We start from the raw sequence: 25,271 nt of genomic DNA on the forward strand, positions 1-25,271 counted from the left end.
TCAGTCGAGCAGCGAGTGGCGCAGCACCGAGATGCAATCCACCAGTGCTTCCGGTGCATAGGGGCGGGCGGCCACGCGCCCCCACACCGGCGCCGGCCAGGCCGGATCGTGTTCGAAGCGCGCGATGACGTGCACGTGCAGCTGCGGCACCAGGTTGCCGAGCGCGGCGACGTTGAGCTTGTGCGGACGGTATTCGGCGAGCAGCAGCCGCTCGCAGCGCGCGACCTCCTCGCCAAGCTGCGCGCGCTGCTCCGGCGACAGGTCGACCAGTTCGCGGGCTTCCGGCACCCGCGGCACCAGCACCAGCCACGGGTAGTTGCTGTCATCCATCAGCCGCAGGTCGCACAGCGCAAGCGTGGCCAGCGGGTGGCTGTCTGCGGCCAGTTGCGGATGCAGGGCGTAGGGTTCGGGCTGGTGCTGTTTTCGCTTGGACATGGGGGAGTCCTCCGATTCAGGGTGACGCCGCGGTGCCTGCCATCGCGCCGCAGGCGCGCTGCAGGAAGTCCAGCGTGCGCGCGTGGGCGAGGCGGGCGCTCGCCGGGTCGTGGTGCAGCGGGTCGACATCGCGGTTGAAGCCGTGCCCGGCGTCGTAGACGTGCAGCTCCGCGGCGGGCTGCGCGCGGCGATGCGCTTCGACGTCGGCGGGCGGGATGCTGTGGTCGCGGCTGCCGAAGTGGAACAGCATCGGCGCGCGCATCGGCTCGTCGAGGAATGGCACGGTCCGCGCTCCGTAATAGCTCACCGCGGGCAGGCCGAGGCGGGTGTTGGCGAGCCAGGCGACGCTGCCGCCCCAGCAGAATCCGACCACCGCAACGCTGCCGGGCGAGTCCGGCGACGCTTCGGCCAGCAGCGCGCGCAGCCGTGCGGCCGCAGCGGCCACGATCGCCACCGCGCGTTCGAAGCCCAGGGCCGTCGCCAGCGCGCGACCGCCCTCGAAGCCCGCCTCGTCGTAGGCGAGCTGGGCGTCACGTTCCACCGGGTCGAACAGCGCCGGCGCCAGTGCCAGCAGGCCGTCGCGGGCATAGCGGTCGGTGACCGCGCGCATATGGGCGTTGACCCCGAAGATCTCCTGCACCACCACCAAGCCGCAGCGCGGGGTCGCATCGGGCCGGGCCAGCCACGTGCCCACCTCGCCGATCCCCGGAACCTCAAGCGTGCCGCGCGTGCCCATTGGCGGGTCTCCTGGTCGGGCCGGGCGCTCCGGTCCTCGGGTCGAGTCTAGCCCCCCGGTATACTCGCGGCGCGAAATCCATCCCCCGGCCTGCCATCGCGCGGCCCCTCCAGCGAGCCACCCCCAGCGCATGTCCCAGTCGTCCCCCGCACCAGCCAGCCCGCGCGTCGGGTTCGTCAGCCTCGGCTGTCCCAAGGCCCTTGTCGATTCCGAACGCATCCTCACCCAGCTGCGGGTGGAGGGCTACGAGCTCGTGCCCACCTACGACGACGCCGACGTGGTGGTGGTCAACACCTGCGGCTTCATCGATTCCGCGGTGGCCGAGTCGCTGGACGCGATCGGCGAAGCGATGGCCGAGAACGGCAAGGTCATCGTGACCGGCTGCCTGGGCAAGCGCGCCGAGCTGATCCGCGAGGCGCACCCGGGCGTGCTGTCGATCAGCGGCCCGCAGGACTACGCCAGCGTGATGTCCGCGGTGTATGCGGCTTTGCCGCCGCGCCGCGACCCGTTCCTCGACCTCGTGCCGCGCCAGCGGCTCGGCGCGGAGGACTACGCATCCGGCGTGAAGCTCACGCCGCGGCACTACGCCTACCTGAAGATTTCCGAGGGCTGCAACCACCGCTGCAGCTTCTGCATCATCCCGTCGATGCGCGGTGACCTGGTGTCGCGCCCGGTCGACGACGTGTTGCGCGAGGCCGAGCGCCTGGTCGCCGGCGGCGTGCGCGAGCTGCTGGTGGTGTCGCAGGACACCTCGGCCTACGGCGTCGACCTGCGCTATGCGGAGCGCGCGTGGCGCGGCAAGGCGTACCAGACACGCATGAAGGCGCTGTGCGAAGGCCTGTCCGAACTCGACGCCTGGGTGCGCCTGCACTACGTGTACCCGTACCCGCATGTCGACGACATCATCGAGCTGATGGTGCAGACCCGCGCCGACGGCCAGCCGCGCCTGCTGCCGTATCTCGACATCCCGTTCCAGCACGCCAGCCCGCGCATCCTGAAGCTGATGAAGCGGCCCGGCGCGGTCGAGCGCACGCTCGAGCGCGTGCAGGCGTGGCGCGCGGCCTGCCCGGAGCTCACCGTGCGCTCGACGTTCATCGTCGGCTTCCCGGGCGAGACCGACGCGGAGTTCGACGCGCTGCTCGACTTCCTCGACGAGGCGCAGCTCGACCGCGTCGGCGCCTTCGCCTATTCGCCGGTGGATGGCGCGGCGGCGAACGCGCTGCCGGACCCGGTGCCCGCCGAGGTGAAGGAAGAGCGCCTGGCGCGCTTCATGGCGCGGCAGGCGGAGATCTCGGCCGCGCGCCTGGAGGCCAAGGTCGGCAGCGTGCAGCGCTGCATCGTCGATGCGATCGACGGTGATCTCGCGATCGCGCGCTCGATGGCCGACGCGCCGGAAATCGACGGCCTGGTGCAGGTGCAGGATGGCCGCGAGGCGGGCCTGCGCCCCGGCGAGTTCGTCGACGTGCGCATCATGGGCAGCGACGAGCACGACCTCTACGGCGAGGTCGACTACGGCTCCACGCTCTACGTCGGGTAGCCGACCGCGAGCACGACGAAGCGGCGCGCGCCGGTCGGAAGCTGCGCCTCGAGTTCGTCGTCGACACGCTTGCGCAACAGCGCCCGCGCCAGCGGCGCGTCGATGCTGATCCAGCCCAGTGTGGCGTCGATTTCGTCGGGGCCGACAATGCGGTAGCGGTGGACCTCGCCGGAATCGATGTCCTCGATCTCGACGCTGGCGCCGAAGAACACCGCGCCCGCGTCGGACGGGACGGTGTCGATCACGCGCAGGGTTTCCAGGCGCTTCGACAGGTAGCGCACGCGGCGGTCGATCTCGCCGAGTTGCTTCTTGCGGTAGTGGTACTCGGCGTTTTCCGAGCGGTCGCCTTCGGCAGCCGCGGCGCTCAGCGCGCGCACCACTTCGGGGCGGCGCACGCGCCAGAGATCGTCAAGCTCCGCCTTCAGGCGCGCGTGGCCGGCGGGCGTGACGAGGGCGGTGCTTGCCTCCTGCGGCGGTCGCCAGCGGCCCATGCGCGCTCAGTGCTTGCCGGTCGCGCCGTCGCGGCGCAGGGCCACGCCGCCGTCCTGCGGCGCGAGCTCGTCGGGCGAGGGCAGGGCGAAGCGGCGGTCGGATGCATCCTTGGCGTCGGGATCGAGCAGCAGCAGGCCGCTTCCCGACTCGAGCGACCAGCTGCCGGCGCTGCTTCCGGTGTCGGTGCTGATCGCGTAGCGCCCGTCGGGCTCGATCACCAGGCGCGTGCCCGGCGCGATGAACGTGCCGGCGAAGGCGCGCGCATCGAAGCGCGGTTCCGAGTCGCCCGGCGAGGTGCGGTCGGCCACCACCACGGCGTCCGTGCCGGGCGCGTTCGCCGGCGCTGCCGCGGGCAGGCGCGCTGTCGGGGCTGACGACAGGGACGCGGTTCCGGCGCTTGCGTGACCCGTACCAAGCGGCGCCTGTGGCGCCGGAACGGTGTCCGGGTCCGGGGTCGGCTGGCAGCCGACGGCGGCAAGCAGGGCGGCGAGCATCAGGACCGCTGGGAGGGTATGGCGCATGGCGTGCATCCGGCTGGGGGCTGGCGCGAAGTGTCGCGCGCCGGTCGTGGTCGCGGCGTGGTGCCCGCGCCGTGCATTCACCTCTTGCCGGTGATGCCTCCGAAGATGCCGCGCAGGATCTGCCGCCCGATCTGGTTGCCCACCGTGCGCGCGGTCTGCTTGGCCATGGTTTCCACCATGCCCTGGCGCCGCTTGGTGCCGAACAGCGCGTCCTTCACCGACTGGCCGAAGCCGCCACCCCCGGCGTCGTCCTCGGCCGCGGTGCGTGCCTTGGGCGCCTGCGCGCTTTCCAGCACCGTCGCCGCCTTGGCGGCCAGCATCTCGAACGCGGATTCCCGGTCGACCGTGGTGTCGTACTTGGCGCCGACCGCGCTGGTGGCGCGCACGCGGGCGCGCTCGGTGTCGGTGATGGCGCCCATGCGGCAGCGCGGCGGCGCGATGAGCGTCTGTTCGACCGGCATGGGCGCGCCCTTGCCCTGCAGGGTCGAGACCAGCGCTTCGCCAGTGCCGAGCTGGCCGATGACCTTGGCCACGTCGAGCGCCGGATTGGCGACGAAGGTCTCGGCCGCGGTGCGCACCGCCTTCTGGTCGCGCGGCGTGAACGCGCGCAGCGCGTGCTGCACCCGGTTGCCCAGCTGGCCGAGGATCTCGTCGGGCACGTCGTCCGGGAACTGCGAGCAGAAGTAGATGCCCACGCCCTTGGAGCGGATGATCCGCACCACCTGCTCGACGCGCTGGCGCAGCGCCGGCGGCGCGTCCTTGAACAGCAGGTGCGCTTCGTCGAACACGAACACCAGCTTCGGCTTGTCCAGGTCGCCGACCTCGGGCAGGTTCTCGAACAGCTCCGACAGCAGCCACAGCAGGAACGTGGAGTACAGGCGCGGCTTCAGCACCAGCTGGTCGGCGGCGAGGATGCCGATCACGCCGCGGCCCTCGGGCGTGGTGCGCATCAGGTCGGCCAGCTCCAGCGCCGGCTCGCCGAAGAACTGGTTGCCGCCTTCCTGCTCCAGGCGCAGCAGGGCGCGCTGGATGGCGCCGATCGACGGCGCACTGACCAGTCCGTAGGACGTGGAGATGGCCTTGCGTTCCTCGGCCACCAGCGCCAGCAGGGCGCGCAGGTCGGCCAGGTCGAGCAGCAGCAGCCCGCGGTCATCGGCCAGCTTGAAGGTGATGTCCAGCACGCCGGACTGGGTGTCGTTGAGCTCGAGCATGCGCCCGAGCAATGTCGGCCCGATCTCGCTGACCGTGGTGCGCACCGGGTGCCCGGACTTGCCGTAGATGTCCCAGAACAGCACCGGGCTGGCTTCCGGCGTGTAGCCGTCGGCACCGATCATCGCCGCGCGCTGCAGCAGCTTTTCGCCGCCGTCGCCCGCGACGGCAAGCCCGGCCACGTCGCCCTTCACGTCCGCCAGGAATACCGGCACGCCGATCCGCGAGAACCCCTCCGCCAGCGTCATCAGCGTGACCGTCTTGCCGGTGCCGGTGGCGCCGGCCACCAGGCCGTGGCGATTGCCGTAACGCGGCTGCAGGTGGACGCGGCCGCCGGTTTCCGGCAGTGCATCGGGCGTCGTGACGGCCTTGCCAACGAGGATGGGGTCCATGGGCGCTCCTGTGCGTGTAGCGGGAGTCTAGCGGCTGGACGCGTCCTGCCGGCAGGGCCGATGTCCTTGCTGCTGCTCGACGCCGGCGGCTACCCTGCCAGCCCCCGCAGTCCACCCCAGCCGAACCCCATGCCCGATTCCGCAGTGCTGTTCCGCCGCCTGGCGCTTGCCGCCATCGCCTTGACGTTCACGCTCCACGCCCCGGCGGCGCTGGCGCAGTCCAAGCGCGACCGCGCGGCTGCAGAGGGCCTGGTGGAACGCATGGCCGCGGCCGAGGTCCGCTACCGAGAGTCGCTGGTCAGGGCCGCCAACAACGATCCCGAGGCGATCAGCGAAGGCAACGCCGCGCTGGAGGACATGGAAGACGTGATGATCGCCTGCGAGAAGCAGCGCGGTTGCAACGTCAGCCGGCTGCTGCCGGGCTGGAAGCGGTTGCTGAAGGCGCAGGCCGATGACGTTGCCGGTGTCGAGGGCGAGGAGCCCGAAGCCTGGGCGGAAGGCGAGGGCGAGCTGCCCACCGGCGATGTGCCGGATGCCGCCAGCGCCGCCGCGCTGCTCAGCGAGGACGGCCAGCGCTTCGTGCGCATGGTGCAGTTCAACCCGGCGGTGCAGGCCGGCATCCGCCGCTGGCTGACCGACATGCGCGTGGCGCTGGTCACCAGCCACGAGAACTACCAGTACATGCGCCACATGATGTCCCCGGCGTTCGAGCGTCGCGGGCTGCCCGAAGCGCTGCTCTTCGGAATCATGGCCAAGGAGTCCAACGGCCGCGTGCACGCCGGCTCGCGTGCCGGCGCGGTCGGCCCGCTGCAGTTCATGCCGGCCACCGGCCAGCGCTTCGGCCTGGGCCCGGACGGCACCGGCTTCGACACCCGCTACGACCCGCGCATGTCGTCGGACGCCGCCGCCAGCTACCTGAGCGAACGCTTCGCCGAGTTCGGCAACGACGTTGAAATGTGGCTGGCCGCCTACAACGGTGGCGAAGGGCGCGCGTCGCGCGTGCATCGCGGCAGTGGCGGGCGCAAGTTCTGGGACGCCGATGTCTACAACCAGTTCCCCGCCGAGACCCGCGACTACGTGCCGATGGTGATCGCGGCGGCGTGGCTGTACCTGCATCCGCGCGAATACGGCCTGTCGTTCCCCAAGGTCGATGCGCGTCCGGCCACCTTCGCCCTGGCGAGCCCCGCGTCGATCTACGAGCTCACGATCTGCATGGGCGACAGCGGCAGCCGCCACGGCTACCTGCGCAGCCTGCGCAACCTCAATCCGCGCTACGAGGCGGACACGGTGATCGCCGGCGGCACGCTGCTCAACGGCACGGTGCGCATGGCCGGCCTGTACAAGCGCTGGTGCGCGCAGGGCAAGCGCGCCGACCTCGCCCGGCAGCTGATGGGCAGCAGCGTGGATGCCGCCATCGTGCGTACCGGTCCGATCGAAGTGGTGCGCCCGGGTGACACGGGCAGCGAGGCTGCCGGCAGCGTCCTGCCTGCCACCACCCCCGTGGCGGCGCCGCAGCGTCGCGCGCGTGAGCACCGCGTCGCCCGTGGCGAGACGCTGGCTGCGGTGTCGCGCCGCTATGGCTGCGACGTCAGGGGCCTGGCGCGCGCCAACGGCGTGAAGGCGCCGGCGTATGCGATCCGCGTCGGCCAGCAGCTGAAGCTGGAAGGCTGCAAGGGCTGACGCCGGCGCTCACGCGTGCCCTGCGAGACTGCCGTCATGCCGCTGCGCTTCGACAACGCCTTCCTCCGCGAACTTCCCGGCGATCCCGACCAGGGGCCCGGCACGCGCGAGGTGGCGGGCGCGGCCTGGTCGCGGGTGTTGCCGACGCCGGTCGCGGCGCCGCGGCTGGTCGCTGCCTCCGCCGACATGATCGCGGCGCTCGGGCTGGATCCGGATTACGTCGCCTCGCCGGAATTCGCCGCCACCTTCGCCGGCAACCGCCTGAGTCCCGGCATGGATCCCTGGGCCGCCAACTACGGCGGCCACCAGTTCGGGCACTGGGCCGGGCAGCTCGGCGACGGCCGCGCGATCAGCCTGGGCGAGGTGGTGGCGGCCGACGGGCGCCGCCACGAACTGCAGCTCAAGGGCGCCGGACCCACGCCGTATTCGCGCCGCGCCGATGGCCGCGCGGTGTTGCGCTCGTCGATCCGCGAGTTCCTGTGCAGCGAGGCCATGCACCATCTCGGCGTGCCGACCACGCGCGCGCTGTCGCTGGTCGTCACCGGCGACAGCGTGCTGCGCGACATGTTCTACGACGGCCACGCCGCGCCGGAGCCGGGCGCGATCGTGTGCCGCGTGGCGCCGTCGTTCCTGCGCTTCGGCAGCTTCGAGCTGCCGGCCTCGCGCGGTGACGTCGCGCTGCTGCGGCAGCTCGCGGAGTTCTGCATCTGGCGCGACTTTCCGGAGCTGCTCGGCGGCCGCGCCGGCGCATCGCTGGCGCAGCTGCGCACGGAGGACGCCTTCGCCGAGCCGGTGCTGGCGGCCTGGTTCCACGAGATCTGCGTGCGCACCGCGGTGGTGGTGGGGCACTGGATGCGTGTGGGCTTTGTCCATGGCGTGCTCAACACCGACAACATGTCGATCCTCGGCCTGACCATCGATTACGGCCCCTACGGCTGGATCGACGACTACGACCCGGACTGGACGCCCAACACCACCGACGCCCAGGGCCGCCGCTACCGCTTCGGCTGGCAGCCGCGGGTGGCGCACTGGAACCTGGCGCGGCTGGCGCAGGCGCTGTCGCCGCTGTTCGCTTCGGCCGCACCGCTGCAGGCGGGCCTGGATGCCTACGCCGCCACCTGGGCCGAGGCGGAGCGCGACAACGCCTCGGGCAAGCTCGGCTTGTCTTCCTGCGACGACGCGGACCTGGCGCTGATGCGCGAGCTCCAGGCGCTGCTGCACACCGCCGGCGCCGACATGACGATCTTGTTCCGCGCGCTCGCCGACATCGATCTGGACAGTCCCACGCCCGCGCCGCTGCGCGAAGCCTTCTATGACGACGCAAGGCGTGCGGCGGCCGAACCCGCGTTGATCGACTGGCTGGCACGCTATGCCGCCCGCTGCCGGGCCGACGAGCTCCCGCCGGAAGCGCGCGTGGCGCACATGCACGCCAGCAATCCGAAGTTCGTGCTGCGCAACTACCTGGCGCAGCAGGCGATCGATCGTGCCACGCAGGGCGACGACAGCGGCGTCCTGGAGCTCCTCGAGGTCATGCGCGACCCCTATGGCGAGCAGCCGGGGCGCGAAGCCTTCGCCGGGCGGCGTCCTGACTGGGCCCGCGACCGTGCCGGCTGCTCGATGTTGTCCTGCAGTTCCTGAATATGCCGGTCGCGGCGCCCGCGACCGGTAGAATGGCGGGATGCCTCTGATTACCCTGAATGCCGTCGACTACAGCGTCGGCGGCCCGCTGCTGCTCCAGCACGTCGACCTCGCCATTGAAGCCGGAGAGCGCATCGCGCTGATCGGCCGCAACGGTGCCGGAAAGTCCACCCTCATGCGCCTGCTTTCGGGCGAACTCAAGCCCGATGACGGCGATATCCGTCGCGAGGGCTCCGTGCGCGTGTCACGCCTCGAGCAGGAGGTGCCCGCGGGCGCCGCCGGCACCGTGTTCGACGTGGTCGCCGAGGGCATGGGCGAACTGGGCGCGTGGCTCGCGGAGTTCCACCACCTGAGCCATGCCGAGGTGTTCGACGGCGATGCGATGTCGGCCGTGCAGGCCAAGATCGACGCCGCGGATGGCTGGGCCGCCGACCAGCGCGTGGAGGAGACGCTGCAGAAGCTCGACCTCAACGGCGACCTGGTCTTCGGCGAGCTCTCCGGCGGCATGAAGCGCCGCGTGCTGCTGGCGCGCGCGCTGGTCTCGGCGCCCGACGTGCTGCTGCTGGACGAGCCCACCAACCACCTCGACATCGCCGCCATCGACTGGCTCGAGGGATTCCTCAAGAGCTGGACGGGCGCGCTGGTGTTCGTCACCCATGACCGGCGCTTCCTGCGCGCACTGGCCACCCGCATCGTCGAGATCGATCGCGGCCAGGTCACCGACTGGCCCGGCGACTGGGCCAATTACCAGCGCCGCCGCGAGGAGCGGCTGAACGCCGAAGCGCAGGAGAACGCGCGCTTCGACAAGATGCTCGCGCAGGAGGAGGTCTGGATCCGGCAGGGCATCAAGGCACGTCGCACCCGCGACGAAGGCCGCGTGCGCCGCCTGGAAGCGATGCGCAACGAGCGCGCGCAGCGGCGCGACCTCACCGGCAACGTGCGCATGGAGACCGCGGCCGCCGGCAACTCGGGCAAGAAGGTCATCGAGGCCAAGCACGTGTCCTTCAGCTATCCGGGCAGGACGCTGATCCGCGACTTCTCCGGCACCATCCTGCGCGGCGACCGCATCGGCCTGATCGGCGCCAACGGCACCGGCAAGACCACGCTGCTGAAGATGCTGCTTGGCGACCTCGAGCCGCAGCAGGGCGAGATCCGCATCGGCACCCAGCTGCAGGTCGCGTACTTCGACCAGTACCGCGCCACCCTGCGCGAGGACTGGAACGCGCTGGAGAACGTCGCCGAAGGCCAGGACTTCGTCGAGATCGGTGGCAAGCGCAAGCACGTCATCGGCTACCTGCAGGACTTCCTGTTCACGCCCGAACGCGCGCGCGCGCCGATCACGCGCCTGTCCGGCGGCGAGCGCAACCGCCTGCTGCTGGCCAAGCTGTTCGCGCAGCCGTCCAACCTGCTGGTGATGGACGAACCGACCAACGACCTGGATGTCGAGACGCTCGAGCTGCTGGAAGAACTGCTGGGCGACTACGCGGGCACGCTGCTGCTGGTCAGCCACGATCGAGACTTCCTCGACAACGTCGTGACCTCCACCCTGGTGATGGAGGGCGACGGTCGCGTTGGCGACTACGTCGGCGGTTACAGCGACTGGCTGCGGCAGCGCGCCGTCGCGCGCACCGGCGATGTCCCGGGCCGCCCCGTCTCCGCGCCGGCCCAGTCGGCCGCCGGGGCGCCTCAGCCGGAGACGCAACCCGCGGCCGCACCTGCCCCCCGGCGCAAGCTCAGCTTCAAGCTGGAGCGCGAGCTGGAACAGCTGCCGTTGCGCATCGAAAAACTCGAAGCGGACATCGCCCGGCACATCGCGGCGATGAACGACCCCGCGTTCTACCAGCAGGAGCGCGCCGCCATCGACGCGCACAACCACGCGGTCGCGCTCGCACAGGCGGAACTCGATGCGGCGTACGCGCGCTGGACGGAGCTGGAAAACAGTCTGGCGTAGCGGTGGGGCAGTGGCGGCACCGTCGCGGTTGCGACGGTGCCGCACCGGGTCTGGCCACTCACATGCTGGAGGGGAAATAACCCTCGGTGCAGATCGAGTAGGTCAAGCCGTTGGGCGCCGCGCCTGTCAGATTGGGAAGCGCGAACGTGGTCTGACCATTGCCGCCGTACATGGTGCCCAGCAGCGCGAACAGCGCGGTGTTCTGTGCGATCGACAGCAGCTGGCCGTTCGCCACCATCTGTCCGGAGGCCCTCTGGCCGGCCGTGAGGATGACCTCACCCAGCGTGCAGTCCGCGCCGCGTCCGGCGTGCGCCCACTGTGTCCCGTTGCCGAAACGCGCATCGGGCGTGACGGGTCCCGCGGGCCCCTGCGGGCCCATCGGCCCTGCAGGTCCACTCGCTCCGGCCGGTCCCTGTGGCCCTGACGCGCCGTCCGCACCTGCGGCGCCGGGCGTTCCCGCGCTGCCCGCCGGACCTGCCGGACCAATGGCGCCGGTCGGACCGGCAGGGCCGGTCGCGCCGGTTGCACCCGCGGCGCCGACAGGTCCCGCGGGGCCAACGGGACCTTCGCTTCCGGCGAGGCCAACCGGGCCCTGCGGGCCGATGGCACCGGTCTGGCCCTGCGGTCCTTGCGGGCCGATGTCTCCGATCTGGCCTTGCGGACCCTGCGGGCCGCTGGCGCCCGGCTCGCCCTGGGCACCTTGCGGGCCGGGCTCGCCCTGCGCGCCGGCGGGGCCGATGCCACCTTGCGGACCGGCTTCCCCCGCCAGGCCCTGGGGGCCGGCGGCGCCCGTCGCACCGGTCGCTCCAGCCGGACCGGTCGGACCGGCTTCGCCAGGCAGGCCGGTCGGGCCCGCAGGTCCGATCGCACCGGCCGGACCGGTTGCACCCGTAGCGCCCATTGCGCCCGTTGCACCGGCGGGACCAGCGGGTCCACGCACGCCTTCGGGCCCCTGCGGGCCAACGGCGCCCAGCGTGAGTGCGAACCCGGTTTCCGTGTTGGCCCGCGTATCTGCAACGCGCAGGAGGTAGTCGCCCGCGGGCGGCAGGCCGCCGGGGAAGCGGCAGGTGATCGCCGTCGACAACGGGGTTGCGGCCTGGCATTGCGCAGTGATGTCGCCGGGCTCGCCATCCGGCCCGAGATGGATCGCCATCCGGGAGCGCAGCGTGGGCAGGTTGCGTCCGATGATGGCGATGGCGTCGAGGTCGTGCATGACCACGACGGATTCGATGCGCGGTGCGTCATAGGCGGACGCTGCGGGAATGACGGATGCGGCACACAGCAGTGCGATGGCGCGCAGGCGCCCGCGGTCGGTCTGGAACATGGATGTTTCCCCCTGGAAGGCCTGTCCGTCCGGACCGGCTGTGGAAATAGTAGCGCGTGCTCCGGTTCTGGCGTGACGCATGCCCGCATGGGGATCACCCCGGACCGGCTAAACTGCGTGCCGGATTGGGACAGGGGGCGGCAACCAGGCGATGGATCTGCAGGCACCAGATGCCTCCGTGTCGCGTGACCTGCGTTTCGTAGACCGCATCCACTGGATGCGCACGCTGGGTGCGGCCTTGTCGGGGATCGCCGTGGGCACCGTGCTCCACGGGCTGGACGCGCCTGCGTGGGCGTGGGCACTGCTGGCGGCCAATGTGTTCCTGTGGCCGCACTACGCCTGGTGGCGGGCGCGCCGCAGCGGCGATCCGCGCGCGACCGAACTCGCGAACCTGGTGGTGGACGCGATCAACGGCGGCGCCTGGATCGCGGTCATGCAGTTCAACCTGGTGCCCAGCGCGGTGCTGCTGACGCTGCTGACGGTGGACAAGATCGGGGTGGCCGGCTGGCGGTTCGCTGCCCGCACCACGCCGGCGCTGGTACTGGCGTGCCTGCTGGTGTCGGCAATGCTGGGGTTCCCGGTACGGATCGACGGCAGCCTTGCCGACGCGGTGGGGGCGCTGCCGTTCCTGTTCGGCTATTCGATCGCGCTCGCCCTGCTCATGCACGCCATGGGCCATCGCGTGGCGCGCCAGAACCGCCAACTGGAGCGACTCAACCGCATGGACGTGTTGACGACGCTGCCCAACCGCCGGCACTGGAACCAGGCGCTCACCACTGAACTGGCGCGGCACACGCGCACCCGCAGGCCGGCGGTGCTGTTGTTGATCGACGTCGACAACTTCAAGGAGGTCAACGACGTCCATGGCCATGCCGCCGGCGACGAGGTCCTGCGCTGCATCGCCGGCGTGCTGCGCGCGTGCGTGCGCGACATCGATACCGCTGCGCGCCATGGTGGCGACGAATTCGGCGTCCTGCTGGCCGAAACCGACCTGCGCGGCGCCGCCATGGTGGCCGAGCGCATCCGTACCGGGTTCCTGACGGCGCGGCCGCCGGTGGCGGCGCAGCAGGACTGCACGCTGAGCATTGGCATGGCCGAAGCCGACTGGCTGGTGCTGACCGCCGACGAATGGATGCGGCGCGCGGATGCCGCGATGTATCGCGCCAAGGATGCCGGACGCAACCGGATCGAAGCGCATTCCCCGGACGTCGTGCGCCTCGACTGAGCGCCGCCTGGCCGTCGCCGACCAAGGACGGCGACGACATGCACGGTTTGCTACGGGGCGCTGTCCATGCGGAATACCGGGTACAGGCCGAAGCGTTCGTCCCAGCTCGCGTGCAGGCGGTAGAAGAACTCCAGCCGCGCCTGCGGGCTTGCGGCAAACGCCGCGTCGTTGCGCAGGCGGTCCTCGAACGCCGCTTTCACCGTGGGGTCGCGCAGCATGTCGCGGGCCACGTCTTCGGCGACGTAGGCCTCCATGTATTCCTTGCGCTCGAAAGCGTTGTTGAACGCACCCCACGCGGCCAGAGAATCCGGGGCCTGCGGCTCCAGCAGCGCCACTGCCACGCGCGAGCGCGGCTGCGCGATCGGCACGAACAGCGCGCCGGCGGCCAGGTCGTGCGTTTCGGGTTGCCAGTCGCCGGCGAGCTCCAGGCGCTGGTGCCCCTCGCTCGACGACTTGGCGAAGGTCGCGGTGTCAGCGCGGAACACCTGCACGGCCGTCGCCGGGCGCGCGCCGTCGAGGGTGCGGAACTCGACGCCGTGCAGGCGCAGCGCCTCGGCTACGCGCGCGGCGTGGCGGGACGGCACCACATAGCCGCCGCGCGGCGCCACGACGGTGTGGCCCGGCAGTACCTCGTCACGCAGCGGCATCGACCAGACCTGCGGGACGGACTCGTCGTAGCGGGTCATCAATGCACCGGAGATATCGGAAGGCGTGCGCGTCCAGGCATAGCCGCGGAAATCCACCTGCCGGACATGGTCGCTGGCGCGGTAGTCGAGCGCCATCCGGGTGCCGCCCAGGCGGGCGGCGGCGGCATCGGCGGCGCTGGCCAGATGCAACCACTGCGTACCGTGGCGGGCGGTTTGCTCCAGCATCGCCACCACCAGGTTGCGGGTGGTCCGCACGCGCACCGGATACGACTTCCACGAGTGCGTCTCGACCAGGATCCCGAAACGGTTGCGCAGCGGGAAATAGCCGTGCGAGAAGCGCGGCGGCGGGACGCCATCGGCGATGCCCGAGTCCGGGTTGTCGTCCTCGATGAACGAGGGATAGAACGGCAGCGGCAGCGAGCCGGACGCGGTGAGCGCGGCGAGCAGCCCGGTGCGCAGGTCCAGACCCGCCGCGCGCAAGCCCTGGTCGCCCGAGTGCAGCGGTTCGATCTGCACCGAGATGTCGTGTTCGAACTGCGCGCCGTTGGTGGCGTGCAGGTCGACGGTGGCGATCGGGTCCCACTCGGCCACCAGCCGCAGCATCGCCTGCATCTCGGCCGAATCGGCCTTCAGGTAGTCGCGGTTGAGGTTGAAGTTCTGCGCCGTGGTGCGCCAGCCCATTTCCTCCGGGCCGCGCTGGTTGGGACGGTTCCAGGCGCCGAAGCGCTCGTGGCCGTCGACGTTGAACACCGGCACGAACACCAGCACCTGCCGCTCGAGCGCGCCTGGCGCGGCTTCGCCGTCCAGCACCTGGCGCAGCGCGAGGAAGCCGGCGTCCTTGCCGTCGATCTCGCCGGCGTGGATGCCTCCCTGCACCAGCAGCACCGGCAGGTTGGCGGCGCGGGCCGCCGCGGGCGTCAGCGCACCACTGCGCGAGGCCACCAGCACCTTCATCGGCCGACCCTCGGGCGTGGTGCCGAAGTCGCTGCAGCGCACGGCATCCGGCCAGCGCGCCGCGAACGCTTCGCAGAGCGCGGGCACCTCGTCGTAGCGTCCGGTACGGATGAACCCTGAGCGCTCCGATTCGGTCACCAGCGCCGCGGGCACCTCGCTGCCCGCGCCCACGCCCACGCCCGCGGCGAAGGCGGGAAGGGTGCACGGCAGCAGGAGCAGTGGCAACAGCATCTGCACGCGGCGGGCGGGGCTGGGCATGCGCGGATCCGGTGCGGGGCAGTGGCCGCGCATCATGCCGCATCCCGTACCGCACGGCGCGCGCGGCGCCCATGGATACGCTAGCCTTCGCATCTTTCCGCACACGGGCCGCCCCGGACGATGACAGCCACCGTTGCCGCAGACGCGGGCAGGATGCCGCGCCAGATTCCTTTCATCATCGGCAACGAAGCCTGCGAGCGTTTCAGCTTCTACGGGATGCGCAACATCCTGGTGCAGTTCCTGATCACCTCGATGCTGCTGCAGGAATTGACCGATTCCGCGCGCGCGGGCGAGGCCAAGGACATCATGCACAGCTTCATGATCGGGGTGTATTTCTTCCCGCTCCTGGGTGGCTGGCTGGCCGACCGCTGGTTCGGCAAGTACCACACGATCCTCTGGTTCAGCCTGGTGTACTGCGCGGGGCATGCCTGCCTCGCCATGTTCGAGGACAGCCGCGCGGGCTTCTTCACCGGGCTCGGCCTGATCGCGCTGGGCGCCGGCGGCATCAAGCCGCTGGTCGCGTCGTTCATGGGTGACCAGTTCGACCAGTCCAACAAGCGCCTCGCGCGGCTGGTGTTCGACGCGTTCTACTGGATCATCAACTTCGGCTCGCTGTTCGCGTCGCTGCTGATCCCGATCGCGCTGAAGAACCTGGGGCCTGCCTGGGCGTTCGGTATTCCCGGCATCCTGATGTTCATCGCCACGCTGGTGTTCTGGCTGGGCCGGCACCGCTACGTCATGGTGCCGCGGCCGCCCAAGGACCCGCATTCGTTCGCCAACGTGGTGCGCACCGCACTGTTCTCGCACGCGCCCGGGCAGGGGCGGCCGGGTCTGGTGCTGGCGGCGGCCTGCCTGCTGCTGGCACTGGGGTCGCTGACCCTGGTCGACACCCTCGGCATCGTGATCTGCCTGTGCATCGTGCTGGTGCTGGTGCTGGTGGGGGTGGGCGGTGGTGCGTGGATGCACCTCGACCGTGCCCGCGCCGTGCATCCCGAGGCCGCGGTGGATGGCGTGCGCTCGGTGCTGCGCGTGCTGGTGATCTTCGCGCTCACCACGCCGTTCTATTCCCTGTTCGACCAGAAGGCGTCGACCTGGGTGCTGCAGGGCCAGCAGATGACCATGCCCGACTGGTTCACCGCCTCGCAGATGCAGGCGCTGAACCCGGCGATGGTGATGATCCTGATCCCGTTCAACAACCTCGTGCTGTATCCGCTGCTGCGCAGGATGGGCTGGGAGCCGACCGCGCTGCGGCGGATGACCGCGGGCATCGCGTTCAGCGGCCTGGCGTGGGTGGTGGTAGGCGGCATCCAGGTGAGCATGGACGGCGGTGATCCGATGTCGATCGCCTGGCAGATCCTGCCGTACGCGTTGCTGACCTTCGGCGAAGTGCTGGTGTCGGCGACCGGGCTGGAGTTCGCCTACAGCCAGGCACCGCAGGCCATGAAGGGCGTGGTGATGAGCTTCTGGAACCTGACCACCACCATCGGCAACCTGTGGGTGCTGCTGTCCAACGCGGCGGTGCGCAACGGCGCCGTCACCGAACGCATAGCCAGTACCGGGCTGAGCGAAGCGGCGTTCCTGATGTTCTTCTTCGCCGGCTTCGCGTTCCTGGCGGCGCTGGCGTTCGGCCTCTACGCGCGGCGCTACCGGATGGTCGACAACTACCGCGCGGCGGTCTGAGGCAGCACATGGACGCCCCCGTCACCCTCGTCATCCTCGCCGTCACCGTGCTGGTGTCCTGGCAGGCGTTCGGCAACCGCAAGCTGCTGGAGCGCCTGCTGCTGTGGCCACCGGCAATCGAACGCCACAAGCAGTTCGACCGCCTGGTCACGCACGGATTCGTGCATGCCGACTGGCAGCACCTGCTGTTCAACATGATCACGCTGTATTTCTTCGGCCGGCACGTGGAGCGCATGTTCGCGCCGTACCTGGGCGCGTTCGGCTTCGCGCTGTTCTACCTGTCGGCGATCCTGGTGGCGATCCTGCCGACCTACCTGCGCCATCGCCACGACCCGGCCTATCGCAGCCTGGGTGCGTCGGGTGCGGTCTCGGCGGTGCTGTTCGCCTTCATCCTGGTGCAGCCGTGGTCGCTGATCTTCGTTTTCTTCCTGCCGGTGCCGGCGATCGTGTACGCCGTGCTGTACGTCGGCTATTCGATCTGGATGGACCGCCAGGGCGGTGACAACGTCAACCACAGCGCGCACCTGTGGGGTGCGGGCTATGGCGTGCTGTTCACGGTGATGATGGAACCGCGGGTGGTCGAGGTGTTCCTCGCGCGGCTGATGTCGCCGTCGTTCTGACGGCGGGTCCCGCGATCAGGAAATCGACTCTTCCGCGGTGGCGGCGGTGTCCACTTCATACGTGCGCAGCAGGCGCGCGTAGACCAGCGAGTCGAGCTGGCTGAATTCGAGGTTGTCGACGTCTCCGGCGCGGACAAGGTCGAACAGCCGGGTGACGGCCTGGTGCTCGGTGCTGGCGTCGATATCGGCGTACATGGCGAGGCTCCCCTGAAGATGGGGAGTAGTACGCATCAAGCGTGCCAGTCGCACTGGCGTCGGCCGCACGAGCCGCCGTGTGACGCTCCGCGTCAGGCCCGGGCGCGCGCGGGCCGCCACTGACGCGCCGTGCTGCGCTCACCGGGCGTGCATGGCTGTGATGCTATTGCTTGCCGCACACCCGCCAGGAGACTGCGAATGGCCGTCAACCGCCCGCAAGCCAGCGAACTGCTCAACCTGTCCGAGATGCGCCTTTTCGACGACAGCCGCCCCGGTGCGCTGCGCGCGATGACCCGCGCAGCGCTGGCGGCTCGCGTCGCCAGGGCGCGTGCTGCGCGTGACCGCGCGCGTGACCTGCTGAAGCGGCAGAAGCTGGCCGCACGGGCGCGCGGCGACGTGGCCGGCGGACGCACCGAGACCGCCATCCGCACCGCGCGCAAGGAGGCGCTGCTGGTCGATATCCTGCAGCGTTTCGTCGAGGCAAGACGCGAAGCGCCGACCGTCACTGCGACGAAAAAGACCGCCGCCAGCAAGGCGGCCAAGCCTGCGGTGGCGAAGGCTCCAGGGACCACGACCGCCAGGAAGGCCACGACCGCCAAGAAGGCCACGACGGTCAAGAAGGCCATCACGGTCAAGAAATCCGCGACCGCGAAGAAGGCTGTGACGGTGAAGCCGGCTGTAGCCAAGCCGGCGGTCAAGAAGACTACCGGCGGCAAGGCGGACGCCCGCGGAACCGGCAACGCCGTGGCCACCGCCGACAAGCGTGCCGGGGCGAACGGCGCGGCTGCCAGGATGGCCAATCCCACGGCCAGCAAGGCCGCCACGGGCGTCACGCCTCGCAAGGCGCTGGCCAATACCCGCAAGCTCCTGGCCGCCAAGCAGCGGCGTGATCGCGAGGCGCAGCCGTGGCAGTCGCTCGATCCCACCACGAGCCACGTCCCCGATGCCGGCTACCAGTCGCCCGAGGCGAAGGCGAAGGCCGTGGAGCTGCATGCCGCCGAGAGCCGCATGGCGTCGAACCATGGCAGCATGGGGGCGCGCGACCGGCACGCGCAGGGGCGTCGCGACCATCGCGGCGACACGGACTGAGGAGACGCGCGATGGAGCAACTCGACATCATCCATCACGCCATTCCGGGGCGCTTCGTTGCCGACGTGGATGGTCATGTGGCCTATCTCGACTACGAGATGGGCGACGGGGTCATGCATATCACCCACACCGTGGTGCCGGAGCAGGTAGGTGGGCGCGGTATCGGCGCACGCCTGGTGGCGGCGGCGTTCCACCATGCCCGCGAGGAAGGCTGGAAGGTGCGCACGCTGTGCGCCTACGCCAGCGCCTGGCTGCGCAAGCACCCCGAGTACGCCGACCTGGCGGTCTGAAGGCTGCGCGGCGCGCCACGGTGTCGCCTTGGGCGGCCCGTGGTTGCCCGCGGGTGTGCGCAAATCGAGGCTTCCAAGGGCCTGTCACGGCGCCGGCAAGCGGGAACCGCCGGTGTCTGCCAGACTTGCGCCCCGTTTTCCCAGCCGCGGATACGCGCGTCCATGCGTCTCAACAAGCACATCAGCGACACCGGCACCTGCTCGCGCCGCGAGGCGGACCGCCTGATCGGCGAAGGCCGGGTCACCGTGAACGGCCAGCGTGCCCGGGTCGGCGCCGAGGTCGGCGAGGGCGACCAGGTGCGCCTCGACGGCCAGCCGCTGAGCGCCCGCAGCGCTGCACCGGGGCGCCGCCGGCACGTGTATATCGCGCTCTACAAGCCGGTCGGCATCACCTGCACCACGGAAAGCACGGTGGTGGGCAACATCGTCGACTTCGTCGGCCACGAGCAGCGGATCTTCCCGATCGGGCGGCTGGACAAGGATTCGGAAGGGCTGATCCTGCTGACCAGCAACGGCGACATCGTCAACACCATCCTCCGTGCCGAAACCAGGCTGGAGAAGGAGTACCTGGTGGCGGTCAACAACCCGGTCACCGACGAGTTCCTGCGCGGGATGGCGCGGGGGGTGCCGGTCCACGGCCAGGTGACCCTGCCGTGCCGGACGGGCAAGCTCGGCCGCTACGGCTTCCGGGTCACCCTGGTCCAGGGCCTGAACCGCCAGATCCGGCTGATGGCGGCCCACTTCGGCTACCGGGTGAAGCAGCTGGTCAGGGTGCGGATCGGGCCGGTCAAGCTGGCTCACATGAAGCCCGGTCGCTGGCGCAACCTGACTGATGCGGAACTGGCAACGCTGCTGCCCGGGCAGGAGGGGCTGTAACCGCGCCAGCCGGCCGATTCCAGCCACGGGCTATTCACACTTCCAATCGAAAGTGCGGTATGGTGCGCCCACTGTTCAAGGCGGGATCACGGTACATCGTGGCTCCGGTGCGGTAGATCCAAAGGTTTCAAGGCCGGTCGTACGGCCGGGTCCGGAAGATCCGCTCCATCGTTCCTGTGTTACCCCTTGCTCGACACAGTCTCGGATCCGTTCGCGGACCGTGCATCCTCTAAAAATGTTCAAGGAGTAACACCATGTCCGATCGTCAGACCGGCACCGTCAAGTGGTTCAACGACGCCAAGGGCTTTGGTTTCATCACGCCCGAGAGCGGCCAGGACCTCTTCGTCCACTTCCGTTCGATCCAGGGCACCGGCTTCAAGTCGCTGCAGGAAGGCCAGAAGGTTTCGTTCAAGGTCGTGCAGGGCCAGAAGGGTCTGCAGGCTGATGAGGTGCAGGCCGTCTAAGGCCCGCATTTCGTAACGCTTTGCCGGAAACCCCGGGCGGAAACGCCCGGGGTTTTCCGTATGTGCGCGATGGGGTGATCGCCCACATCACGTGCGAGCAAGCGATGGCGTGATCGCCGACATCACGTGCGAGCGCTTAGCCTTTCCACCATCACGGACTTGAGGGGGATCCCGATGAAACGCCTGCTGTTCTGCGTGCTGCTGCTTGTGTTGGCCGGATGTCGCCGCGAGGCTGACGTGCCTGGCGGTTCCGGCGCCACGGCTCCCGCTCCCGGGGATGCAGCCACCCAGCCCGCGGCGCCCGCCGAAGTGGCACTCGTGGACGTGATGGAAAGCACCAGCGGCTACATCATCGGCATCAGCTATCCGCCCGGCATGGCGCGTTACCCGGGCCTTGCCGTAGCGCTCAAGGCATATGCCGACACGGCGCGCGACGACCTGATGGACGCGGTGACCGCGGCCGGCGAGGGTGGGGAGGGCATGCCGTACGACCTGTCGCTGCCGTTCGATGTGGTGCTGGAAACGCCGCAGATGGTGGCGGTCAAGGCGGAAGGGACCAGCTACACCGGCGGCGCCCATGGCACCCCGCTGGTGGCGCGTTTCGTGTGGCTGCCCGAGCGCCAGGAACTGCTGCGCCCGGAGGCGCTGATCCCGGACCCGGCCGGCTGGCGCGACGTCTCCGCCTTCGTGCGCGAATCGCTGCACGCGGCGCTGTCGCAGCGCATCGACGCCGAAGAGCTCCAGCCCGAAGAGCGCGCGCGCCTGCTGCGTTCGATCGGCCGGATGATCGACGACGGCACCGGTCCGGAGGCCGGCAATTTCAACGCGTTCGAACCCGTGCCCGGTCCCGGCGGCCGCCTTCGCGCGCTGCGCTTCGTGTTCCCGCCCTACCAGGTGGGGCCGTACTCCGATGGGGTGCAGACGGTGGAAGTGCCGGCGTCCGTGCTGCTGCCGCACGTCGCGCCGGCCTACCGCGAGCTGTTCGCCGTCGGCTGAGGGAGCTTTCCGGCCGGGCGGTCGCGCCGTGGCCCGAGCCGCCGCCCCGCGCTATCTTTGGCCGGAGCAAGAGCGGGAGCAGGCGCCATGCATCCGGTCAGTGAACGCATCGAGGGCCTGCTCGCCTCGGCCGACGTGCGCGTTGGCGGCGATCGACCGTGGGACATGCAGGTCCACGAGCGCAGGCTAGCGGCGAGGCTCCTGGCGGGAGGCTCGCTTGCGCTGGGCGATGCGTACATGGATGGCTGGTGGGACTCGCAGTCGCTGGACGGGTTGCTCGCCAGGCTCCTGGCTTGCGGCATCGACCGGCGCGCGCGGGGGCTCGCCGATGCCCGCGATGCGATCCTCGCGCGGATGGTCAACCTGCAGTCCCGGCGTCGCAGCCGCGCGGTCGGCGAACGCCATTACGACCTGGGCAACGCGTTCTACCGCGAAATGCTCGGGCGCTGGATGGTGTACAGCTGCGGCTACTGGCGTGGTCGCTGCGGTGCGCCGCTCGACGACCTCGATGCCGCGCAGGAAGCCAAGCTCGACCTGGTGTGCAGGAAGCTCGGGCTGCAGCCCGGCATGCGCGTGCTCGACATCGGCTGCGGCTGGGGCGAGGCGCTGAAGTACGCGGCCGAGCGTCATGGCGTCAGCGGGGTGGGCGTGACGATCTCGGCGGAGCAGGCGGACTTCGCGCGCGCGCTGTGCGCGGGGCTGCCGGTGGACATCCGCCTGCAGGATTACCGCGACCTGCGCGGCGAACGCTTCGACCGCGTGTTCTCGATCGGCATGTTCGAGCACGTGGGCCTGCGCAACTATCGGGGGTACTTCGAGCTGGTACGCGGGCTGCTGCCGCGCGACGGGCTGTTCCTGCTGCACAGCATTGGCGCCAACGTGTCGCAACGGCGCACCGATCCGTGGATCGCGCGGCACATCTTCCCGAACTCGATGCTGCCGTCGGCACGGCAGATCTCCCAGGCTTGCGAAGGGCTGATGGTGATCGAGGACTGGCACGGCTTCGGCGCCGACTACGACCGCACGCTGCAGGCATGGCGCGCCAACATCGAGGCCGCGTGGGACCGTCTCCCGCCGCGTTACGACGAGCGGTTCCGGCGCATGTGGCGGTATTACCTGGCGGCGGCGATGGCGAGTTTCAGGACGCGCCGGATCCAGCTGTGGCAGGTGCTGTTGTCGCCCGACGGAGTGCCTGGAGGGATCGTGGTGCCGCGATGAAGCGGCGACCCTTCCTCCGCCGGAGCGGAGGAAGGGTGTCGCGAGTCTTACCTGGCGGGAGCGGCGCCGCCCGGCGCGGCGCCGTCGCTGACGCTGCCGTCCAGGCCACGCTTGACCAGCAGCGGCTGGATGTCCGGAGCCTTGCCCGAGAAGTCCGTGAACAGCTGCAGCGCATCCTTGCTGCCGCCCTGCGACAGCAGCGTGGCGCGGAAGCGGTCACCGTTGGCGCGCGTCAGGCCGCCGTTCTCCTCGATCCACGCCACGGTGTTGGCGTCCAGAACTTCGGACCAGATGTAGGCGTAGTAGCCCGCCGCGTAGCCGCCCATGATGTGGCTGAAGTAGGTGGTGCGGTAGCGCGGCGGCACTGCGGCGAAATCGAGGCCGGCGGCCTTGAGCGCCGCTGCTTCGGTGGCGAGCACGTCCTTGGCGGCGGGCAGCTTGTCGGCCGGCAGCTGGTGCAGGTACTGGTCGAGCATCGCCGCGCCGAGGTATTCGGTGGTCGCGAAGCCCTGGTTGAACTTGGCGGTCGCGACCACCTTTTCCAGCAGCGCCTGCGGCATGGCTTCGCCGGTCTGGTGATGCTTGGCGTAGTTGGCGAGCACCGACGGCCAGTCGGCCCACATCTCGTTGACCTGCGACGGGAACTCGACGAAGTCGCGCGGCACGCTGGTGCCGCTGAAGTACGGGTACTTCACGTCCGAGAACATGCCGTGCAGCCCATGGCCGAACTCGTGGAACATCGTGGTGACCTCGTCCCAGGTCAGCAGCGTCGGGCCGGCCTGCGGCTTCGGGATGTTCTGGTGGTTGGCCACCACCGGCAGGGTCTTCTCGAGCCCGGACTGCGACACGTACGAGTTCATCCAGGCGCCGCCGCGCTTGGAGTCGCGCGCGTAGGGGTCGAAGATGAAGATCGCGAGCTGGCTGCCGTCGGCGTTGTGCACGTCGTACACCCAGGTGTCGGGGTGGTACTTCGGCAGGTCGGTGCGTTCCTTGAAGGTGATGCCGTAGAGCTGGGTGGCGCCGAAGAACACGCCGTTCTCCAGCACGTTCTTCATTTCCAGGTAGGGCTTGAGCTGGGATTCGTCGAAGTCGTACTCGGCCTTGCGCACCTTTTCGGTGTAGTACGCCCAGTCCCAGGCCTCGAGCTGGAAGGTCGGCTCGCCCTTGGCGGCCTGCTCGGTGTCGATCATCGCCTGCAGCTTGGCGGCCTCGCTGCGGGCATTGGCCACCGCGGCCGGGGCCAGCTGGCCGAGCATGGCGTTCACCGCGTCCGTCGTCTTGGCGGTTTCGCCGTCGAGCACGTAATCGGCATAGGTGTCGAAGCCCAGCAGCTTGGCGCGCTCGGCGCGCAGCTTCAGCACGGTGGCCACGATCTCGCGGTTGTCCCACTGGTTGCCACGCGCGCCGCGCACGACCGAGGCTTCATGCACGCGCTGGCGCAGGGCGCGGTTGTTGAGCTGCGGCAGCGGCGGCTGGCCGGTGGTGTTGAGCAGGGTGATGACGTACTTGCCCTCATGGCCACGGGCCTTGGCGGCGGTGGCCGCCACTTCGATCTGCTCGGGGGTGAGGCCGTCGAGCTCGGCGGCGGTGTCGACGACAACGGCGGAATCGTTGACCTCGGCCAGCACGTTCTGGCTGAAGGTGGTGCCCAGCTTGGCCAGCTCGCCGTTGATCTCCTTCAGGCGCGCCTTCTGGGTTTCGTCCAGGGCCGCGCCGGAGCGCACCAGGTCCTTGTAGTACTCCTCGACCAGGCGCACGCCCTCGGCGTCCAGGCCCAGCGTGGCGCGGGCGTCATGCAGCGTCTTGATGCGCGCGAACAGCTTGGGGTCCAGCGAGATGGCATCGCGGTGCGCGGCGAACTTGCCGGCATAGTCGGCCTGCAGCTTCTTGCGCGCGTCGTTGGTGTCGGTGCCGACGAGGTTGAAGAACACGCGCATTGCGCGGCCCAGCGTCTGGCCGTTGGTTTCGAGCGGCAGGATGGTGTTCTCGAAGGTCGGCGCGTCAGGGTTGTCGGCGATCGCGCGCACTTCGGCGAGCTGCTCGGCCATGCCGGCATCGAAGGCCGGGGCGAAGTGCTCGTCACGGATCCGGTCGAAATGCGGGTACTGCAGCGGGAGGGTGCTCTCGACCGCGAAGGGATTGCCCTTCAGGGCATCTGCGCTGGCGGACATGGCGGACTCCGCGGCGGTGGCGGTGGACTGGGCGAGCGCGGGCGACAGCGCGGCGCCGGCGAGCACGGCCGCGAGGGCCAGGGACAGCGGATGCTTCATTCAGGTACTCCGGAGGTAGACTCAACCCCCGAAGGGTACCGTGCCCGGGCCCATGCAGGACATGACGAAAGACATGGTCACGCCCCCAGCCAGCACCGCGTCGGATTTCAGCGCCACGCGCATCGATGGACGGCAGCAACCGCTGGCCGACTACGCCGGGCAGGTGCTGCTGGTGGTCAACGTGGCGTCGCAGTGCGGGTTCACGCCGCAGTACGCGGGCCTGCAGCAGCTGTGGAACGACTACCGCGAGCGCGGCCTGGTCGTGCTGGGGTTTCCCTGCGACCAGTTCGGCCACCAGGAGCCTGGCAGCGACGAGGAGATCGCGCGGTTCTGTTCCATCGACCAGGGCGTCGATTTCCCGATGTTCGCCAAGGTCGAAGTCAACGGCCGCGATGCGCACCCGCTGTGGGCTTGGCTGAAGTCGGAGAAGGGCGGCGTGCTCGGCATCGACGCCATCAAGTGGAACTTCACGAAGTTCCTCGTGGGACGCGATGGCCGCGTGCTGGCGCGCTATGCGCCCACCACCACGCCCGACGCCATGCGTGCCGATATCGAGGCCGCGCTCCGCTGAAGC

The 25,271-nt window shown here is 70.0% G+C and carries 22 protein-coding genes and 1 pseudogene; 14 read left to right on the forward strand and 9 right to left on the reverse strand.

Going from position 1 to position 25,271, the window contains the following annotated elements; all coding sequences use genetic code 11:
- Together JGR64_RS05175 and JGR64_RS05180 are read right to left on the reverse strand one after the other, a co-directional pair.
- Positions 1–435 carry an HIT family protein gene (locus tag JGR64_RS05175; protein ID WP_199375499.1) on the reverse strand — a complete coding sequence of 145 codons (435 nt, stop codon included), beginning with the start codon at positions 433–435 and terminating at the stop codon, positions 1–3.
- A 16-nt stretch (positions 436–451) separates the two neighbouring features.
- Positions 452–1,171, reverse strand: a complete 720-nt coding sequence (locus JGR64_RS05180) for a dienelactone hydrolase family protein (protein ID WP_199375501.1) — start codon at positions 1,169–1,171, stop codon at positions 452–454.
- Positions 1,172–1,301: 130 nt separating this feature from the next.
- On the opposite strand from JGR64_RS05180, the gene rimO reads away from it, so the two are divergent.
- Positions 1,302–2,708 carry a 30S ribosomal protein S12 methylthiotransferase RimO gene (rimO, locus tag JGR64_RS05185; protein ID WP_199375503.1) on the forward strand — a complete coding sequence of 469 codons (1,407 nt, stop codon included), beginning with the start codon at positions 1,302–1,304 and terminating at the stop codon, positions 2,706–2,708.
- Here rimO and greB read toward each other — a convergent pair.
- The 3 genes from greB to JGR64_RS05200 all read right to left on the reverse strand — a co-directional run bounded on the left by greB (position 2,696) and on the right by JGR64_RS05200 (position 5,322).
- Positions 2,696–3,199, reverse strand: coding sequence for a transcription elongation factor GreB (gene greB, locus JGR64_RS05190; RefSeq protein WP_199375505.1), 504 nt, complete (start codon positions 3,197–3,199; stop codon positions 2,696–2,698). The two genes, rimO and greB, sit on opposite strands and share 13 nt — an antisense overlap.
- A gap of 6 nt (positions 3,200–3,205) precedes the next feature.
- Complete coding sequence (locus tag JGR64_RS05195) at positions 3,206–3,721, reverse strand: hypothetical protein (RefSeq protein ID WP_199375512.1); 516 nt, start codon at positions 3,719–3,721, stop codon at positions 3,206–3,208.
- Between the two features lie 77 nt (positions 3,722–3,798).
- On the reverse strand, positions 3,799–5,322 hold the full coding sequence (locus JGR64_RS05200) for a helicase HerA-like domain-containing protein (protein ID WP_199375514.1): 1,524 nt from the start codon (positions 5,320–5,322) through the stop codon (positions 3,799–3,801).
- A gap of 129 nt (positions 5,323–5,451) precedes the next feature.
- Here JGR64_RS05200 and JGR64_RS05205 point away from each other — a divergent pair, with 129 nt between their 5' ends.
- Genes JGR64_RS05205 through JGR64_RS05215 form a run of 3 tightly spaced genes read left to right on the forward strand, consistent with a single transcriptional unit; the run spans position 5,452 to position 10,591 of the window.
- Positions 5,452–7,002: a transglycosylase SLT domain-containing protein gene (locus JGR64_RS05205; RefSeq protein ID WP_199375520.1), complete on the forward strand. Its 1,551-nt coding sequence runs from the start codon at positions 5,452–5,454 to the stop codon at positions 7,000–7,002.
- A gap of 36 nt (positions 7,003–7,038) precedes the next feature.
- Entirely contained in the window at positions 7,039–8,640 is a 1,602-nt protein-coding gene (locus JGR64_RS05210) for a YdiU family protein (protein WP_199375523.1), read from the forward strand.
- A 40-nt stretch (positions 8,641–8,680) separates the two neighbouring features.
- On the forward strand, positions 8,681–10,591 hold the full coding sequence (locus JGR64_RS05215) for an ATP-binding cassette domain-containing protein (protein ID WP_199375532.1): 1,911 nt from the start codon (positions 8,681–8,683) through the stop codon (positions 10,589–10,591).
- A gap of 121 nt (positions 10,592–10,712) precedes the next feature.
- On the opposite strand, the pseudogene JGR64_RS14000 reads toward JGR64_RS05215, so the two are convergent.
- A pseudogene (locus JGR64_RS14000) lies at positions 10,713–11,996 on the reverse strand (tail fiber protein); the annotation flags it as partial.
- A gap of 97 nt (positions 11,997–12,093) precedes the next feature.
- On the opposite strand from JGR64_RS14000, the gene JGR64_RS05225 reads away from it, so the two are divergent.
- Positions 12,094–13,140, forward strand: a complete 1,047-nt coding sequence (locus JGR64_RS05225) for a diguanylate cyclase AdrA (protein ID WP_199375536.1) — start codon at positions 12,094–12,096, stop codon at positions 13,138–13,140.
- Positions 13,141–13,190: 50 nt separating this feature from the next.
- Here the strand turns inward: JGR64_RS05225 and JGR64_RS05230 are convergent, their stop codons facing one another.
- Positions 13,191–14,999 carry a M14 family metallopeptidase gene (locus JGR64_RS05230; protein ID WP_199375537.1) on the reverse strand — a complete coding sequence of 603 codons (1,809 nt, stop codon included), beginning with the start codon at positions 14,997–14,999 and terminating at the stop codon, positions 13,191–13,193.
- A 120-nt stretch (positions 15,000–15,119) separates the two neighbouring features.
- Between JGR64_RS05230 and JGR64_RS05235 the strand changes: the two genes are divergently transcribed.
- Together JGR64_RS05235 and JGR64_RS05240 are read left to right on the forward strand one after the other, a co-directional pair.
- Positions 15,120–16,679 (forward strand): oligopeptide:H+ symporter, encoded by a 1,560-nt coding sequence (locus JGR64_RS05235; RefSeq protein ID WP_199375539.1) that lies wholly within the window; start codon positions 15,120–15,122, stop codon positions 16,677–16,679.
- Positions 16,680–16,687: 8 nt separating this feature from the next.
- Positions 16,688–17,299: a rhomboid family intramembrane serine protease gene (locus JGR64_RS05240; protein WP_199375541.1), complete on the forward strand. Its 612-nt coding sequence runs from the start codon at positions 16,688–16,690 to the stop codon at positions 17,297–17,299.
- A gap of 15 nt (positions 17,300–17,314) precedes the next feature.
- Here the strand turns inward: JGR64_RS05240 and JGR64_RS05245 are convergent, their stop codons facing one another.
- Positions 17,315–17,494, reverse strand: coding sequence for a hypothetical protein (locus JGR64_RS05245; RefSeq protein WP_199375543.1), 180 nt, complete (start codon positions 17,492–17,494; stop codon positions 17,315–17,317).
- Between the two features lie 198 nt (positions 17,495–17,692).
- Here JGR64_RS05245 and JGR64_RS05250 point away from each other — a divergent pair, with 198 nt between their 5' ends.
- The 6 genes from JGR64_RS05250 to cfa all read left to right on the forward strand — a co-directional run bounded on the left by JGR64_RS05250 (position 17,693) and on the right by cfa (position 22,427).
- The gene (locus JGR64_RS05250) at positions 17,693–18,583 is read left to right on the forward strand and encodes a hypothetical protein (RefSeq protein ID WP_199375545.1); all 891 of its coding nucleotides are present in this window, start codon (positions 17,693–17,695) and stop codon (positions 18,581–18,583) included.
- 11 nt (positions 18,584–18,594) lie between these two features.
- Positions 18,595–18,873, forward strand: a complete 279-nt coding sequence (locus JGR64_RS05255) for a GNAT family N-acetyltransferase (protein WP_199375547.1) — start codon at positions 18,595–18,597, stop codon at positions 18,871–18,873.
- 162 nt (positions 18,874–19,035) lie between these two features.
- Positions 19,036–19,749 (forward strand): pseudouridine synthase, encoded by a 714-nt coding sequence (locus JGR64_RS05260; protein ID WP_199375549.1) that lies wholly within the window; start codon positions 19,036–19,038, stop codon positions 19,747–19,749.
- Positions 19,750–20,003: 254 nt separating this feature from the next.
- Positions 20,004–20,213, forward strand: a complete 210-nt coding sequence (locus JGR64_RS05265; protein WP_096297887.1) for a cold-shock protein — start codon at positions 20,004–20,006, stop codon at positions 20,211–20,213.
- A gap of 174 nt (positions 20,214–20,387) precedes the next feature.
- Positions 20,388–21,209: a DUF3298 and DUF4163 domain-containing protein gene (locus JGR64_RS05270; protein ID WP_199375552.1), complete on the forward strand. Its 822-nt coding sequence runs from the start codon at positions 20,388–20,390 to the stop codon at positions 21,207–21,209.
- An 87-nt stretch (positions 21,210–21,296) separates the two neighbouring features.
- Positions 21,297–22,427, forward strand: a complete 1,131-nt coding sequence (cfa, locus tag JGR64_RS05275; RefSeq protein ID WP_199375554.1) for a cyclopropane fatty acyl phospholipid synthase — start codon at positions 21,297–21,299, stop codon at positions 22,425–22,427.
- 47 nt (positions 22,428–22,474) lie between these two features.
- On the opposite strand, the gene JGR64_RS05280 is transcribed toward cfa, so the two are convergent.
- Complete coding sequence (locus JGR64_RS05280; protein WP_199375561.1) at positions 22,475–24,697, reverse strand: M3 family metallopeptidase; 2,223 nt, start codon at positions 24,695–24,697, stop codon at positions 22,475–22,477.
- A gap of 73 nt (positions 24,698–24,770) precedes the next feature.
- Here JGR64_RS05280 and JGR64_RS05285 point away from each other — a divergent pair, with 73 nt between their 5' ends.
- Entirely contained in the window at positions 24,771–25,268 is a 498-nt protein-coding gene (locus JGR64_RS05285) for a glutathione peroxidase (RefSeq protein ID WP_199375563.1), read from the forward strand.
- Positions 25,269–25,271: the final 3 nt, after the last annotated feature.

This window comes from Luteimonas sp. MC1572 (assembly GCF_016615815.1).
Lineage (GTDB): Bacteria > Pseudomonadota > Gammaproteobacteria > Xanthomonadales > Xanthomonadaceae > Luteimonas.